Source organism: Achromobacter sp. MFA1 R4 (assembly GCF_900156745.1).
GTDB lineage: Bacteria > Pseudomonadota > Gammaproteobacteria > Burkholderiales > Burkholderiaceae_B > Achromobacter.
Window position 1 is genome coordinate 5,862,213 of sequence record NZ_LT707065.1, and the last position, 15,745, is coordinate 5,877,957.

Here is a 15,745-nt window from a genome sequence, read left to right on the forward strand (position 1 = left end):
CGGCCCCAATTTCAGCGCCAGGCCTCCGGCTCGATGCTGACCTCGCCCTTTTCCGCCGAAAAATACACCACGCCGTCCGAGATATTGGCGTTCAACTGCATCGTGCGCTCGGCCAGCTTGCCCAGCGCCCGCGTCTGCTCCGCCGGCAGATTCACCACCTTCAGATTGCGCGTGCGCTCCAGCTTGTTGCGCACCCCGTCCCACCAGATCTTGCTGGCCGACCCGCCATAGCAATACACGATCACCTCGTCGGCGCGGCCGCAGGCGCGCAGGATGCGACGCTCTTCGGGTTGGCCCACCTCGATCCACAACTTGATCTCGCCGGTCAGGTCCTTCACCCACAGATCCGGCTCATCCGTGTCGCTCAGCCCCTTGGTGAACGACAGCTCTTCCTGCGCATGCAGGGCAAACGCCAGCAGGCGGACCATCATCCGTTCATCCGTTTCAGAAGGATGACGCGCCACCGTCAGCCCGTGGCTGCCGTAATAGTGACGGTCGGTATCGGCGACATTCAGGTCGGCCTTGTAGATGGTGGCGCGCAGGGCCATGGCGAGAGTCCGTTCAAAAAAGCGAATTTCGGGAAGGCCGCCATGATAACCGCCCGCCCCCGGCGCCAAGGCGGCCGGGCACGCCAACGCCAACGGTGCCTGACGCCCGCGAATGCCCGCGGCGGATTGACGGAGATCACAAGGGTGTCAGACCCCGAAAAAGGCGCGCAGCGTCATCACCACGACGCAAGACGCCCAAACGCCAAAAAAGGCCGCCCGCGCGGCCGACTTTGGCGACCCCGCAAGATCTTCCCTAAACACCCCGACCGCCGCCAGAACGCCAAGCAAACAACTCGCCCCGCCACCCTGCGCCAGCAATCGACGGAGCGGTCGGTGACGGGTCGGGCGTGAGCGAGGGGCGTCGATGCGCCCAAGGGAATCCGAAGGCCGCCGCCGCAGGCGGCAACGAGGATGACGCAGGGTCCGTCCGGAGCGAAGGCTCCGGACCGCAATCGTGGCCCCTCGCTCGCGCCCGGCCCGGCGCCGGCCGCGGCCCAAGAACCACCCCCGCCACCAGCAAAGCCAGCAAAGCCATCAGAGACATCAAAGCCAGCAATGACAGCAACCCAACCCTACCGCCTCAATAAACCCCAATAGCATGCCGGGCCACAAAATGCCCGTCCCCCACCGCAACCAGCGGCTCGACCAGCGGATCATCCCCCACCCGGCGCACCGGACTGGGAATCTCATCCACCAGCAGCGACCGCTCCCGATGCCGCCGCTGCGGATCCGCGATCGGCACCGCCGCCATCAGCTTCTTCGTATAAGGATGCTGCGGATTTTCAAAGATCGCCCGACGCGGCCCGATCTCCACGATCTGCCCCAGGTACATCACCGCGACACGATGGCTCACCCGCTCCACCACCGCCATATCGTGCGAAATGAACAGGAACGACACCCCCAGCTCGCGCTGCAGATCCAGCAGCAGATTCACGATCTGCGCCTGGATCGACACATCCAGCGCCGACACCGACTCATCGGCGATCACCACCTTGGGATTCAACGCCAGCGCCCGCGCAATGCAGATCCGCTGCCGCTGCCCGCCTGAAAACTCGTGCGGATACCGGTCGATCATTTCCGGCAGCAGCCCGCACTTGTCCATCAGCCAGCGCACGCGCTCCTGCGCCTCCTTGCCGCGCGCCACCTTGTGGATCAGCAGCGGCTCCATGATCGAATAGCCCACCGTCATCCGCGGATCCAGCGACGCGAACGGGTCCTGGAAAATGAACTGCATGTGCTGGCGCAACGTCTGCATCGCGCTGCCGCGCAGCGCGCCCAGATTCTTGCCGTCGAATTCAATCGATCCGCTCTTGCTCTTGACCAGTTGCAGCAGCGACCGGCCCGTCGTCGTCTTGCCGCAGCCCGACTCGCCCACCAGCGACAGCGTCTCGCCCGGGTACAGATCGAAGCTGACCTTTTCCACCGCGTGCACGCGCTTCTGCACCCGGCCCAGGATGCCGCCCGGGATATCGAAGCTGGTCGTCAGATCGCGCACCTTGAGCACCGGACCGTTTTCGCGGCGCACCGTGGACGGCTCGGCCACGGGCGTATCCACCAGCCCGGCCGGATCCGGCACCCGCGCGGCCTCGTCCACCTTCAGCAGCGGAAACGGCGCCGGCTCGTCCGTGCCCTGCATCGCGCCCAGGCGCGGCACGGCCGACAGCAAAGCGCGCGTATAGGCATGCTGCGGCCGCGCGAAGATCTCGTCCGAACCGCCCTCTTCCACCTTGTCGCCGCGGTACATCACCAGCACCCGGTCGGCCACTTCGGCCACCACGCCCATATCGTGCGTGATGAAAATCACGCCCATGTCCATTTCTTCCTGGAGCTGGCGGATCAGCTGCAGGATCTGCGCCTGGATCGTCACGTCCAGCGCCGTCGTCGGCTCGTCGGCGATCAGCAGTTGCGGCTTGCAAGACAGCGCCATCGCGATCATCACGCGCTGGCGCATGCCGCCCGACAACTGGTGCGGATAGCGGTCCAGGATGGCGCGCGCCTCCGGAATCCGCACGCGCTCCAGCATGTGCAGCGTCTCCGCCCGCGCCGCCGCCGCGTCCAGTCCCTGGTGCAGCTGCAAGGCCTCGGCAATCTGGTTGCCCGCCGTGAAGCTGGGATTCAGCGACGTCATCGGCTCCTGGAAGATCATGGCCACGTCGGCGCCACGCACGCGCTGCAACGTGGAATCGGGCGCATTGCCCAGGTCCAGCACGTCGCCGCTGCGCCGGCGCAGCAGCATGCCGCCATTGACGATCTGCCCGCCGCCATACTCCACCAGGCGCATCAGCGCCAGCGAGGTCACCGACTTGCCCGAACCGGACTCGCCCACGATGGCCAGGGTTTCGCCGCGGTCGACGTGGAAAGAAACATTGCGCACCGCTTCCACGATGCGTTCGGGCGTCTTGAATCGCACCGTCAGGTCGTTGACCTGCACGACGCGCTTGGGGTCCATGGTTGCCATAGCGATTACTTTTCCTGACGCGGATCGAGCGCGTCGCGCAACCCGTCGCCCAGCAGATTGAAGCCCAGCACCACCAGGAAAATGGCCGATCCGGGAAAGATCGACATCCAGGGCGCCTGGGTCATGAAGTTCTTGGCCGTGTTCAGCATCGAGCCCCACGACGGCGTCGGCGGCTGCAGGCCCAGGCCCAGAAAGGACAGGCTGGCCTCGGCGATGATGGCCGTGGCGATCGTGATGGTGGCCTGCACGATCAGCGGCGGCATCACGTTGGGAAACACATGCCGGCCAATGATGCGCAGGTCGGACGCCCCCAGCGCGCGGGCGCTCTGGACGTAGTCTTCGTTCTTGACCGCCAGCACCTGCCCGCGCGTCAGCCGGATGAACTTGGGCGCGGCCGACACGCCGATGGCGATCATCGCGTTGGTCAGGCTGGGCCCCAGAAAGGCGGCCAGCGCAATGGCCAGGATCAGGAAGGGAATCGCCAGCAGCGCCTCGGTGGCGCGCGAAATCACGCTGTCGGTCCAGCCGCCGAAGTAGCCCGCGGCCAGGCCGAACGGCACGCCCACGATCAGCGCGATCAGCACCGACACCAGGCCGGCCATCAGCGAGGCGCGCGCGCCATACACCATGCGGCTGAAGATGTCGCGACCGAGTTCATCCGTGCCCAGCCAGTGGGCCGCCGAGGGCGCCTTGCGGATGGTCGTGAAGCTGGTCTGCAGCGGATCGTGATTGACGATCAAGGGGGCCAGCACGGCCACCACCACGAAGAACAGCACGATGCCCAGGCCGAGCATCGCGATGCGGTTGCGTTTGAACTTGCCCCACGCGCGATTGCGGCTGCGGGGCGGCGTGACGGCTGCGGCCGTTGCAGGAATTGCGCTCATGAGTGCCTCAGGCGGGGATTGACCAGGATGTACAGGATGTCGGCCAGCAGGTTCATCAGGATGAAGCCCACCGCCACGCAGAGCACCACGCCCTGCACCACCGCGTAGTCGCGGGTGAACACCGCGTCGACCACCAGCTTGCCGAAGCCCGGGATCGTGAAGACCTGCTCGGTCAGCACGGCGCCCGCCAGCAGTTCGCCGAACAGCAGCGTCACCAGCGTCACGATCGGCATCAGCGCGTTGCGCAGCGCATGGCGCAGCACCACGCCGCGCGGCGACACGCCCTTGGCCCGGGCCGTGCGCACGTAATCGGCGGACAGCGCCTCCAGCATGGACGAACGCGTGTGCCGCATGAGATACGCCGCGATCGCGGTGGACAGCACCAGCGACGGCATCAGCATGGTCTTGATCGACAGCCAGAAGTCTTCGGACGGCGACACGTAGCCCGAGGCCGGCAGCAGCTTCCACTGCACCGACACCACCATGATCAGGATGATGCCCAGCCAGAAGTTGGGAATGGACATGCCCGACAGCGCCGCGATGTTGGCGCCCATTTCAACGGGCTTGCCCTTGCGCACGGCGGCAATGATGCCCATGGGGATTCCCACCAGCAGCGCAAAGAACATGGCCATGGCGGCCAGTTGCAGCGTCACGGGCAGCTTCTGGGCGATCAGCGTGGTGACAGGCACGTCGGTGCGCAGGGACTTGCCCAGGTCGCCTTGCAGGACCTGTCCGGCCCAGGCCGCATATTGCATCGGCAAGGGGTCGTTCAGGCGGTATTTGTCGCGCAGGTAGTCCAGCACGGCCGGATCGCGCTCTTCGCCGGCCAGGGTCAGCACGGGGTCGCCGGGCAGGATTTTCTGCAGCATGAAGACGATCATCGACACCAGTATCAGTGTCGGGATCGCGACGATCACGCGGCGCAAGATGAGTTTAAGCATGTGGGAAACCGTAAAACAGGGACGGCGGACGGCGCCGGACGGATCGGGCGCGGCACGCGGGCGCCGCAAAACAACGGCCGGACGCGCAAGCGCGTCCGGCGGGCGCGGCGGGCAATCGCCGCGCCAACATCAATTCCGGGCGAACGTCACGCCCTTCAGGCGGATCATGCCGTCCGGATAGGGCGTGAAGCCCTTGACCTTCTTGCTCATCACGAAGGGCCACGGCTGGTAGTAGTTGTACACGCCGGGCAGTTCGTCCTGGATGATGGTCTGCGCCTGCTCGTAAATCGCCTTGCGCTTGGTTTCGTCGGGCACGGTGCGGGCCTGGTTCAGGAGCTTGTCCACTTCCGGGTTGCAGTAGTGGCCGTCGTTCAGGGCGCCCTTGCAGGTCACGAAGGCATGGATGTTGCCGTCGGGATCGACCCGGCCGGACCAGCCCAGCATCACGATCTGGAAGTTGCCGCCCGAGGCTTCCTTTTGCAGCGCGGCGTATTCCGTGGGACGCAGCGACAGGTCGAATCCCGCCTCGGCCGCCATTGCCTGGACGATCTCGGCGATGGTCGAGGTGGTGGTGTTGTTGCCGAACACCAGCTCGGCCTTCACGCGGTCAAAGCCCGCCTGCTTGAGCAGCGCCTTGGACTTGGCCACGTCGCGCTTGGTCACGGGGAACTTGTCGCTGTGGTAGGGGCTGGCGGGCGGGAACGGCTGCTGCGCCGGCTCGAAGATGCCGCCGCCGGCCACTTCGTTGATGGCGTTGCGGTCCAGCGCAAGCTGGAACGCCTGGCGCACCAGCTTGTTCTTGAACGGGTTGTCCTGGGCGCGCTTGCCGTTGTCCACGTTGAACATGAACTGCTGGAAGCCCAGGCCCGCTACCGGCGCGAACGTCAGGCTGGCGTCTTCCTTGACCTGCGGCGCATCCGACGGATTCAGGCGTTCCAGCATGTCCAGGTCGCCGGCGCGCAGGTTGGACAGGCGCACGGTGGTGTCGGGAATGGGCAGGAAGGTCACGCGCTTGAAGACGTAGTCCTTCGCGCCGTAGTACTGGTCGAATTTTTCCAGCACGATGCGGTCGTTCTGGATGCGCTCGACGAACTTGTACGGGCCGGAGCAGACCGGCTTGCGGCCCACGGCGGCGACGTCGTCCGAGAAGGTCTTGGGCGAGAGCATCATGCCGGCGCGGTCGGACAGTTGCGCAAGCAGCGTGGCGTCCGGTTCCTTGAGGGTCAGCACCAGCGTGGTGGCGTCGGGCGCGTCGACCTTGGCCACCGAGCGCAGCTCGCCCTTGCGCAGGCTGTCGGGCAGGCTCATGGCGCGTTCGAGATTGGCCTTGGCCGCGGCGGCGTCGAACTTCGAGCCGTCATGGAACAACGCGTCATCGCGCAGCTTGAAGGTCAGCACCTTGTTGTCGTCGCTGAACGACCAGGAGGTCGCCAGTTGCGGCACGAAGTGCAGCTTGGGATCGATGTCCACCAGCTTGTCGCAGAGCGACGTGAACACGATGCGGCCCACGTAGGTGCGGGCGCGGTGCGGATCCAGCACGTCCGGGTCTTCCTGCAGGCCGATGCGGATGTTCTGGGCGCTGGCGGCGCCGGCGGCCAGCGCCAGCAGGCTGGCGCCGAAAGTCAAGGCAAAGCGTTTCATTTGTGTTTTTTCCCCTTGTGGCTGCATGCCGGTTGATTAGAAGCCCACCGCCTGGCCGTCGCGACGGCTGTCGCTGGCGGCGACGTAGCCCAGTTCGTTGTCGTTCTCGGACATGCGCCAGATGAATTGGCCGGCGCCGAAGTCCATGTAGGGATCGTCAACGGATTTCAAAGCATGCCCCAGGTCTTTCAGTCCCGCAATCGTAGAAGCCTGCATATTGGTCTCGATGTCGAGCGTGAAATCGCGGTTGACCTTCCAGCGCGGCGCGCAGCAAGCGGCCTGCGGGTTCTGGTGGTAGTCGATCATGCGGATCACGGTCTGCATGTGGCCCTGAGGCTGCATGTCGCCGCCCATCACGCCGAAACTCATGACCGGCTTGCCGCCGCGCGTCAGGAAACCCGGGATGATGGTGTGGAAGGGCCGCTTGCCGCCCTCGACCACGTTGGCCGACTTGGGATCCATCGAGAAGCCCACGCCGCGGTTCTGCATGCTGATGCCCGTGCCCGGCACGACCACGCCCGACCCGAAGCCCATGTAGTTGGACTGGATGAACGAAATCATCATGCCGTTTTCGTCGGCGGCGGTCAGGTAGATGGTGCCGCCGGCGTGCGGACGGCCGGCCTCGAAATGCGTGGCCTGGTCCAGGCGGATCAGCTTGGCGCGGCTGTCCAGGTAGGCGTCCGACAGCATCTGTTCCGGCGTGACCTGCATGGCGCGCGGGTCGGCCACGTACTTGTACAGATCGGCGAAGGCCAGCTTCATGGCCTCGATCTGGATGTGCTGCGATTGCACCGAGTCCACCGGAATGTCGGCCATGTCGAAGCGTTCGACGATGCCCAGCGCGATCAGCGCGGCGATGCCCTGCCCGTTCGGCGGGATCTCGTGCAGCTCGTAGCCGCGGTAGGACTTGGAGATGGGCTTGACCCATTCCGGACGGTAGTTGCGCAGGTCCTCCTGCGTCATCGCGCCGCCGCATTCCTTGCTGAAGGCGGCGATGCGCTCGGCCAGTTCGCCTTCGTAGAAGTCGCGGCCCTTGGACGCGGCGATGCGGCGCAGCGTGTTGGCGGCGTCGGGGAAGCGGAAGTGTTCGCCCACCTTGGGCGCGCGGCCCTCGGGCAGAAAGGCCTGGGCGTAGCCCGGCTGCGACTTCAGTTCGTCGGCGGCGGCGGCCCACTTGTGCGCCACCACGGGCGGCACGGCGTAGCCGCGCTCGGCGATCTCGATGGCGGGCTCGAACAGTTGCTCGAACGGCAGCTTGCCCAGCTTTTCATGCAGCGCGGCCCAGCCGGCGACCACGCCGGGCACGGTAACCGCGTCCCAGCCGCGCTTGGGTTGGATGGCCAGGCCGTCGGGGCCCGTGCCGTACTTGCGCTTGAAGTACTCGGTGCTCCAGGCCGCGGGCGCGACGCCCGACGAATTCAGGCCGTGCAGTTCCTTGCCGTCCCAGACGATGGCGAAGCAGTCGCCGCCCAGGCCGCAGGAAACCGGTTCGACCAGGACGATGGTGGCCGCGGCCGCAATGGCGGCGTCCACGGCGTTGCCGCCCTTGAGCAGCATGCGCAGCCCCGCCTGGGCCGCCAGCGGATGCGACGTGGAGACCACGTTGCGGGCGAACAGCGGGATGCGAACGGAAGGATACGGGTTGCCCCAGTCGAAGGATTTCATGTGGCGGGTCTCTTAAGGCTCTTAAGGCATAGGGTTAAGCGGGCGAAGTTACTCTCGTGCTTTAATTAAATCAATTTGATTTTTTGTTCCGTCATAAAAGAATTTTTTATGAGTACGATCCGCTTCATGCGCACCTTTCTGGCGGTCGCGCACCACGGTTCCTTCTCCGAGGCCGCCGAGCAGGTGGCGCTGACGCAGGCGGCCGTGAGCTTCCAGATGCGGTCGCTGGAGGCCGAGCTGGGACGCGAACTATTCGACCGCAGCGGGCGCCTGGCCATGCTGAACGCAGCCGGCCGGGAATTGCTTCCTGAAATCAAGCACTTGCTGGATTTATACGACAAACTGAGGCGGCCCAGCACGGCGCCCGGCGAACTGGCGGGCTCGGTCTCGGTCGGCAGCATCGTGTCCTGCATGGGCACGCTGTCCAAGGTGATCTCGGGCCTGAAGAAAGCCCATCCCAAGCTGGACGTGCGCATCCTGTCGGGCAAGGCCAGCGAACTGGCGGGCAAGGTGGAAGACGGCGAGCTGGACGCGGCCTTCCTGGTGGAAGCCGGCCGCAAGATGGCCAGCACGCGCTGGACCCCGCTCTATGAAGAACAGATGGTGGTGATCGCGCCGCGCTCGGCGGCCGGCGATGACGCCCGTCAGGTGCTGGCAGGCAATCCCTTCCTGCGCTTTGACCGCACCCAGCGCACCGGTCTGCAGATCGACCGGCTGCTGCGCCGCATGGCCGTGCCGGTGAACGATTTCCTGGAATTGAACGCCATCGAGACGCTGGTGGAGCTGGTGCGCCAGGAGGTCGGCGTGACCCTGCTGCCGCTCATCAACGGCGCGAACTGGCAGCACAGCCCGGAATTGCGGATCCTGCACCTGCCCGCGGACCTGGGACCGCTGTCGCGCTCCATCGGCATGCTGGAACGGCGCGAACATGCCCGCCAGGGCATCACGGCGGCGATCTGCGAGGCGTGCGCGAAAGCCTTTCGCGCACGCGAACCGCAGGCCGCCGCCTGAGGCTTACTCGGCCATCGCCGGGTCGGTCACCGACGCCTTGCCGGTTTCGACGCGGCCGGCAAAGCGGCGCAGCCACGACGGATCCTCGGCCAGCCGCACCGTGAAGTCGTACCACGCATGGCTGGTCGCCAGCGCCCAGTGCTGCTCGACCTGGCCGCCCGCCGGCACCGTGAACGTCCAGCGTTCGTGGTTGGCGTAGTAGGCGTTGGGCGTCACTTCAAAGGTGCACGGCGTCTTGCCGGCGTTGATGAAGCTGACGTAGACGTCGCCGTTGGCGATGTCGTAGCAGACGCGGATCTCGGCATCCTGCTGCGCCGTGCGGTCCTGCGCCAGGTCGCCCGCGAAGTGGCGGTGCCAGCCGTTGGGACCCAGCACCCACAGGTCGTACTTGCCGCCGTCGGCCGCCGTGTCCCAGCTGCCTTCGAGCTGCTTGTCGGGTTCCACCGTGTAGCGGCGCGGCAGGCGGTCCAGGTGCAGGCGGTCATAGACGTGGAACACCGCGGCCTGCTTGCCCGTGTTGGAGAACACCAGCCACATGTTGCCGGTCTCGGGCTGGCTGCGGCCGCTCGTGTGCAGTTCGTACGGCAAGGGACGCGAATAGCGCACGCCCTTCTCCTGCACGCCCTTGGCCTGCGTGGACGGATCGGGCAGCGGCACCGCGGTCAGCGCTTGCTGCGCGGCGCGTTCCTGGTCGGCGCCGGATCGGGTCAGCAGGTTCAGGTCCGGCAGCGTCTCGTCGTTCGGCGTGGCGAAGTTGAAGGCCGAGGTCAGGTCGCCCAGCACCGCGCGGCGCCACGGGCTGATGTTCTCTTCCTTCACACCGAAGCGCGCTTCCAGGAAGCGCAGCACCGACGTGTGGTCGAACGCCTGGGAGTTGACCCAGCCGCCGCGGCTCCACGGCGACACCACATACATGGGCACGCGCGGGCCCGGACCGTAGACGCGGTTGTCCGCGGCATCCTGGGCGGACGCGTGGGTGTGGCGCTCCAGATCGGTGTTGACGGTGGAGGCGCCGGCCATCGAGCCATCGGCATTCAGCGACGGCGCGGCGGGCGGCGGCACGTGGTCGAAGTAGCCGTCGTTCTCGTCGAAGTTGATGAGCAGGACCGTCTTGCTCCAGACGTCCGGGTTGGCCGTCAGCGCGTCCAGCGTTTCCTGGATGTACCAGGCGCCCTGGACGGGGCTGGACGGGCCGGGGTGTTCCGAATACGTCGCGGGCGCCACGATCCACGACACCTGCGGCAGCGTGCCGTTCAACGCGTCGTCGCGCAGGGCCTGCAGGAAGCCGCCGTCCGGCATGGTGTTGGCCGTGCCCTTGTAGAGCGGGTTGGCGGCATCCATGCTGGGCGTCCAGGCCGGGTACGGCGAACCATTGCTCGCGTTGCCCGCCAGTTCATTGGCGCGGCGGTACTGCTGGAAGCCGGCCAGCGAGTTGTCGCCGAAGTTCTCCGGCAGGTTCTGGTAGACCTTCCAGGTGACGCCGTTTTCCTGCAGGCGTTCCGGATACGTCTTCCAGGTCCAACCGGTGGACGAGGCGCCCAGGCTGTCCCACTGATTGCGGGTGGACGGGCCGTTGCCCTGCGCCAGCGGATCGTTGGTGCCAGTCCAGAGGAACAGGCGGTTGGTGTTGGTGCCGCCGTGGGTGGAACAGTGATAGGCGTCGCACAACGTGAAGGCGTCGGCCAGCTTGAACTGGAAGTCCACTTCCTTCTGGCGGTAATAGCCCATCGACTGGTTCTGCTTGTAGCGCGGCCATTGGTCCATGCGGCCGCCGTCCCAGGCCATCTGCGCGTCCACGTAATCGTGGGGCGTGCCGGCCACGCGCTGGGCGTTGCCCTGCGTGCTGTCCAGGTGGTACGGCATCACGACGCGGGTGCCGTTGGTCTGCTCCCAGACCGAGCGATTGTCCGGCAGCGGGATGGTGAAGCGGTCGCCAAAGCCGCGCACGCCCTTGAACGTGCCGAAGTACATGTCGAACGAGCGGTTTTCCTGCATCAGGATGACCACGTGCTCGACGTCGTTGATGGTGCCGGTGCGGTTGTTGGCCGGAATGGCCAGCGCGCGGCGGATGGCCGGCGGGAACATCGACAGCGCGGTCAGCCCCGCGGTGGAGGCGGCGGCGTTGCGCAGGAAGCGGCGTTTGCCGGCGTGGATCGTGTCTTTTTCGGACTTCACGGATGGTTTTCCTATGGGTCTACAGAGGGCGCGGCTCAGGGCGCGCAACGCAGTTCGGGCTTGGCCGGCGTGGGCGGCGTCGTGGGCGTCTCGGGCTGGGTGGGGTTGCCCGGGGTGCCGGCGTCATCGTCGCCGCCGTCGTCGCCGCCGCAGGCGGCCAGGGTGGCGGTCAGCATCAGCACCGCGCCGGCGCGCAGGAAACCGCGCAGAATCATGGACTTGCTCATGGGGTGTCTATCCTTGGACATCAGGGGAACAATTCGGAGACGGACTTGCCGGACATGGCCAGGGACTTCACTTCTTCCTCGGTCAAGGCTCGCGACCAGAACGCCAGGTCATCAAAAATCATCGTGTAGGGGCCCTTGGTGCCGGCGCAGCAGATGCCGTAGGTGCCCTTGCCGTCTTCGTTCAGGCCGATGTGCGGACCGAAGATGCCCGCCACCGCGGTCAGGTCGACGCCCGGCGTGGCCGTGGATGTGACGGTGCGCACAAAGCCCAGCTCGCTGTCGTAGCGGTAGGCCGTCATCGTCTTGGCCGTCTTGTCGATGGTCATTGCGATGTAGACCGGCTTGTTGGCCGTGAACTTCACGCCGTTGATGTCCGCCCGCTTGCCGCCGCCCGCGATGTTGAAACGCAGCTCGGGCCCGGCCCACTGGGCGATGGTGATGCCAGGGTTGCCGCCGGAGTTGTAGTCCTTGTTGCCCACGATGGAGCGGTCGTTCGCCGTGCCGTCGGACTGATACCAGAAGCCAATCGTGAACGCCTGAACGCTGTCCAGCAGGCCCGCCGGATAGTCCAGCTTGAACGCGCCCAGGGCGGCCGCGCTGCGCTCGTTCTGGAAGCTCTTGCCGAACACGCCGGGGTCGGCGTAGGCCGGCGCCTGCGTGCCGTCGTACGGCGTGATCGCGCCGCCGCCCGCCGCCTTGTCGGCCACGTCGCCCTCGAACGGGAAGAACATCGTCAGGCCGGTGCGCAGCGAGGCCAGCAGCGGCACGGGCTTGGCGTAGACCACGGTGGCGCGCGCGGCGCTGACCGCGCGGCCGGCCGACACGCTGTAATGCAGCGCGTGCACGCCTTCGGTGTCGAACGTGAAGCCCGTGTCCACGTATTGCGTGGCGGTGCCGGGCAGGCGCGCCACTTCCACGCCGTCGCGGCTGACCACGATGTCGCCCTCGGGCTCGCCGACGCGCACCCAGGTCACGGTCACGCTCTTGTTGTCCATGGACGTGGTGGTGGCGACGCGGCGCAGCGCCAGCGGTTCGCTGAGCGAAGTGCCGGCCATGTCGTAGGCGTCGGCAGCGGGCAGCGCGCCCAGGTGCGACAGGACGGTGGGCGCCACGTCGGCGGCGCTGGGCAGCGCGTACCAGTTGGTGTCCCACAGGCCGTCGAACGATGCGTCGTCGGCGCTGCCGCCCAACAAGGCGGGCTGGTTGGCCGCCAGCAGGATGGTCTTGTTGGTCGAGAACGGCAGGCCGTCGCTGCCGCCGGTCTTGTCCAGCCCGTGGCTGGACGCCACCACCATCAGCCAGTTTTCGCCGGGATGATCGGCGCGGCGGTCGGCAAGCTGCTTGGCCAGCACGCCGATCGCGGCGTCGGTCTGGCGGATGACGGCTTCGTAGGTCGTGCCGAAGCCGCTCTCGGCGGCGGCGCGTTCCGGCGCGCCGAACTGCGCCACCACCACGTCATAGCCCTCGGCGATGCGGTCGCGGGCCTGCGAGGCGACGCAGTCGTCCACGCCGGCGCAGTCCGTCACCACCTGCACGTAGCCCGCGTCGCGGTCCACGCCCAGCAGGCCGGCCAGCAGCGGCGAGTTGAACGCGCCGGCAATGCGGGCCTCGGGCTGCGCGGTCTTGACGCGCTGGAACAGGCTGGGCGCCTTCATGGCCTGGCCCAGCGCATTGGAGCGCACGCCATGCACGTCGGCCCATTGCCCGGTCAGCAAGGTGGCCCAGCCCGGCGCGGCCAGCGTGGGCTGCTGCGTGACCGTGCCCGTCACCCCGCCCGTCCAGGCGCGCGTGGCGGTGAGCTGGCCGATGTTGGGCAGGGTCTTGTCGGTCATGCCGCGGCGCAGCGCGTCGTAAGTCAGGCCGTCGACGCCCACGAACAGCACCTTGTCGACGCTCGCCTCGCCGGGCGAAGTCGCGGGCGGCTGCGTCGGCGGGGCCACGGGCTCCTCGTCGTCGTCATCGCCGCCTCCGCAGCCGGCCAATGCGCTGGTCGCCAGCAACATGGCGCACCATCTTCTCCAATTCAATGTCTGCATTGCTTCTCTTCTCGGTTTATGAAGGGGGTCTTGCGCTGGCCGACATGGTGGCGGTCCAAGGTGAAAGACCCGTGAAACAAAGAAGAGAAACCTTGATCGTTGGATCAGGATTCTTTTGCGCAAGACGCAAGGCCGGGACGCCGCACGCGCGATCCGTTTACGCGCAACGCAAGGCAGCGGGCGCGGTAAAGCGCTTGTCCGGGCGGGCCCGCGAGCGCGCTTGCCACGCGGCGGCCCGCCATTGCATGGCTGTCATGAAAGGCCGCTATAGTCGGCCGCGTCGTTTCGTTCGCCATCGATTGCCATGCCCCTGTCCCTGCGCCTGCCCCTGCCCTCCGCACCCACCGCGTTGCGTGTCCTTGCCGTGCTGGCCTTTGCGGCGGGCGTGGGCGTGTGGGCCTCGGTCCTCCTCGCGCCGCGGCCCGGCCCGTTGCCACCCGCCGTCTCGGCCGCCGCGCCGCGCGCGGCCGACAATACACCGGTCGCGCAGTGGTTCGGCAAAGACGAAGCCATGCGCACGCAGATCACCGTGCTGGGCGTGATCGCGGCCGGCCCCGACGGCGCGGCGGTGCTGAGCGTGGACGGCGGCCCGCCGCTGGCCTGGCGCACCGGCGCGGAAGTGGCGCCGGGCATCGTGCTGCGCGACATCGCGGCTGACGCCGTCACGGTCGAGCAGTCGGGCCGCGCGAGCCGCCTGGCGGCGCCGGCGGCGCAGGACGCGCCGGGCGGCATCACCCGCGAAAAGTAGGAAGGCGCGCGCACCGCGCGTTGCGCAGGCGTCCGGCTGCGTGCGCATTACTGTCATATTTCATGTCCACAATCCCGGGCTTCTACAGAATGACCGGAGTCGGAAAGTGCGTCAGTTACCGCGCGGGCTTGCCCGCCAGCAGGGCTTCACCCTGATCGAGATCATGGTGGTCATTGTGATCATGGGCATCCTGGCCGCGCTGGTGGTGCCGCGCGTCCTGGACCGCCCCGACCAGGCCCGGCAGGCCGCGGCGCGTCAGGACATCGGCGGCATCATGCAGGCGCTCAAGCTCTACCGCCTGGACAACGGCCGCTATCCCACCACCGCCCAGGGCCTGCGCGCGCTGGCGCAAAAGCCGGACGGCGTCGCCAACTGGCGCGGCTACCTGGACAAGCTGCCCAACGATCCGTGGGGCCACCCCTATCAATACCTGAGCCCCGGCGTCAAAGGCGACGTCGACGTGTTCTCGTTCGGCGCCGACAACAAGCCCGGCGGAGAAAACGGCGATGCCGACATCGGTTCGTGGGAACTCTGAACGCGGCTTCACGCTGGTCGAAGTCCTGGTGGTGCTGGTGATCGTGGCCATCGCCGCCAGCATGGTGAGCCTGTCCATCGGCCGCGGCGACAACCGCCTGCGCGGCGACGCCGAGCGCCTGGCCGACGCGTTCACCGTGGCGCAGAGCGAGGCGCGCAGCGACGGGCGATCCATCCGCTGGCTGGCCAACGGCCAGGGCTGGTCGTTCGAGCGTGCGGGCCGGCCGCCCGGCCCGACGGCGCAGGACGACATCCCCGTGGCCGCCGACCGGTTCGACCATGACGAGGTGCTGCGGCCGCAAGCGTGGTCGGCAGCCCCCGTGCAGTGGCGGCTGGACCCCGACCGGCCGCTGGTATTCAACACGGAGTGGGTCGCCGCGCCCATGACACTGAACCTGAGCGCGGGAGACGCGCACGTCACGCTGCAGCGCGACGCCGCCGGACGCTATGACATCCGCTGAGGCATCCCCGGACGATTCCACGGTCGCGTTCCCCGCTGCGTCCCGGCGCGAGCGCGGCTTCACGCTGATCGAAGTGCTGGTGGCGCTTGCCATCATCGCCGTGGCGATGGGCGCGGCCCTGCGCGCCACGGGCGTCATGGCCGCGAACAACCGGGCCCTGCAGGACAAGACGCTGGCGCTGCTGGCCGCGCAGAACGCGCTGACGCAGCTGCGGCTGGAACAGGCCTTGCCGCGCGCCGGCTCGCAGACCGTGCCCTGTCCGCAAGGCGGCCTGGCCCTGCAATGCGAACTGGTCTTCACCAACTCCATGAACCGCAGCTTTCGCCAGGTGGCCGTCAAGGTCCACGACGCGGCGTCCGCGCGCGAAGGCGCGATCCTGCTGCAGCTCGACGGACTGCTGTCCAGCCTGCGATGAC

14 protein-coding genes are annotated in these 15,745 nt (G+C 67.2%); 5 read left to right on the forward strand and 9 right to left on the reverse strand.

The genetic code is table 11. From position 1 onward, the window contains the following. Positions 1–11 precede the first annotated feature (11 nt). From BXA00_RS26845 to ggt, 6 genes are all read right to left on the reverse strand, one after another. Positions 12–548, reverse strand: coding sequence for a YaeQ family protein (locus BXA00_RS26845; RefSeq protein WP_076521404.1), 537 nt, complete (start codon positions 546–548; stop codon positions 12–14). 580 nt (positions 549–1,128) lie between these two features. Continuing rightward, the gene (locus tag BXA00_RS26850) at positions 1,129–2,997 is read right to left on the reverse strand and encodes a dipeptide ABC transporter ATP-binding protein (RefSeq protein WP_156902962.1); all 1,869 of its coding nucleotides are present in this window, start codon (positions 2,995–2,997) and stop codon (positions 1,129–1,131) included. A 14-nt stretch (positions 2,998–3,011) separates the two neighbouring features. After that, the gene (gene nikC / locus BXA00_RS26855) at positions 3,012–3,890 is read right to left on the reverse strand and encodes a nickel transporter permease (protein WP_076521406.1); all 879 of its coding nucleotides are present in this window, start codon (positions 3,888–3,890) and stop codon (positions 3,012–3,014) included. Continuing rightward, positions 3,887–4,831 (reverse strand): ABC transporter permease, encoded by a 945-nt coding sequence (locus tag BXA00_RS26860; protein ID WP_076521407.1) that lies wholly within the window; start codon positions 4,829–4,831, stop codon positions 3,887–3,889. The genes nikC and BXA00_RS26860 overlap by 4 nt, the downstream gene beginning before the upstream one ends. Before the next feature lie 129 nt (positions 4,832–4,960). Further along, positions 4,961–6,472 carry an ABC transporter substrate-binding protein gene (locus BXA00_RS26865; protein ID WP_076521408.1) on the reverse strand — a complete coding sequence of 504 codons (1,512 nt, stop codon included), beginning with the start codon at positions 6,470–6,472 and terminating at the stop codon, positions 4,961–4,963. Between the two features lie 36 nt (positions 6,473–6,508). Then, positions 6,509–8,137, reverse strand: coding sequence for a gamma-glutamyltransferase (gene ggt / locus BXA00_RS26870; protein ID WP_076521409.1), 1,629 nt, complete (start codon positions 8,135–8,137; stop codon positions 6,509–6,511). 108 nt (positions 8,138–8,245) lie between these two features. On the opposite strand from ggt, the gene BXA00_RS26875 reads away from it, so the two are divergent. After that, positions 8,246–9,148, forward strand: coding sequence for a LysR substrate-binding domain-containing protein (locus tag BXA00_RS26875; protein WP_076521410.1), 903 nt, complete (start codon positions 8,246–8,248; stop codon positions 9,146–9,148). 3 nt (positions 9,149–9,151) lie between these two features. Here the strand turns inward: BXA00_RS26875 and BXA00_RS26880 are convergent, their stop codons facing one another. From BXA00_RS26880 to BXA00_RS28990, 3 genes are read right to left on the reverse strand one after another with little or no spacing between them, the layout of a single operon-like run. Further along, positions 9,152–11,323 (reverse strand): phosphocholine-specific phospholipase C, encoded by a 2,172-nt coding sequence (locus BXA00_RS26880; RefSeq protein WP_076521411.1) that lies wholly within the window; start codon positions 11,321–11,323, stop codon positions 9,152–9,154. Positions 11,324–11,358: 35 nt separating this feature from the next. Then, entirely contained in the window at positions 11,359–11,550 is a 192-nt protein-coding gene (locus tag BXA00_RS26885; RefSeq protein ID WP_083714346.1) for a hypothetical protein, read from the reverse strand. Positions 11,551–11,570: 20 nt separating this feature from the next. Next, complete coding sequence (locus BXA00_RS28990) at positions 11,571–13,586, reverse strand: alkaline phosphatase family protein (RefSeq protein WP_076521412.1); 2,016 nt, start codon at positions 13,584–13,586, stop codon at positions 11,571–11,573. Between the two features lie 304 nt (positions 13,587–13,890). On the opposite strand from BXA00_RS28990, the gene BXA00_RS26895 reads away from it, so the two are divergent. The 4 genes from BXA00_RS26895 (at position 13,891) to gspI (ending at position 15,744) form a co-directional block, all read left to right on the forward strand. After that, entirely contained in the window at positions 13,891–14,334 is a 444-nt protein-coding gene (locus BXA00_RS26895; protein WP_076521413.1) for a general secretion pathway protein GspC, read from the forward strand. A gap of 106 nt (positions 14,335–14,440) precedes the next feature. Continuing rightward, positions 14,441–14,869: a type II secretion system major pseudopilin GspG gene (gspG, locus tag BXA00_RS26900; protein ID WP_076521414.1), complete on the forward strand. Its 429-nt coding sequence runs from the start codon at positions 14,441–14,443 to the stop codon at positions 14,867–14,869. Next, positions 14,841–15,329 (forward strand): type II secretion system minor pseudopilin GspH, encoded by a 489-nt coding sequence (gene gspH / locus BXA00_RS26905; protein WP_076521415.1) that lies wholly within the window; start codon positions 14,841–14,843, stop codon positions 15,327–15,329. Before gspG ends, gspH begins: the two co-directional genes overlap by 29 nt. Next, complete coding sequence (gene gspI, locus BXA00_RS26910) at positions 15,316–15,744, forward strand: type II secretion system minor pseudopilin GspI (RefSeq protein ID WP_076521416.1); 429 nt, start codon at positions 15,316–15,318, stop codon at positions 15,742–15,744. Before gspH ends, gspI begins: the two co-directional genes overlap by 14 nt. Position 15,745 lies beyond the last annotated feature (1 nt).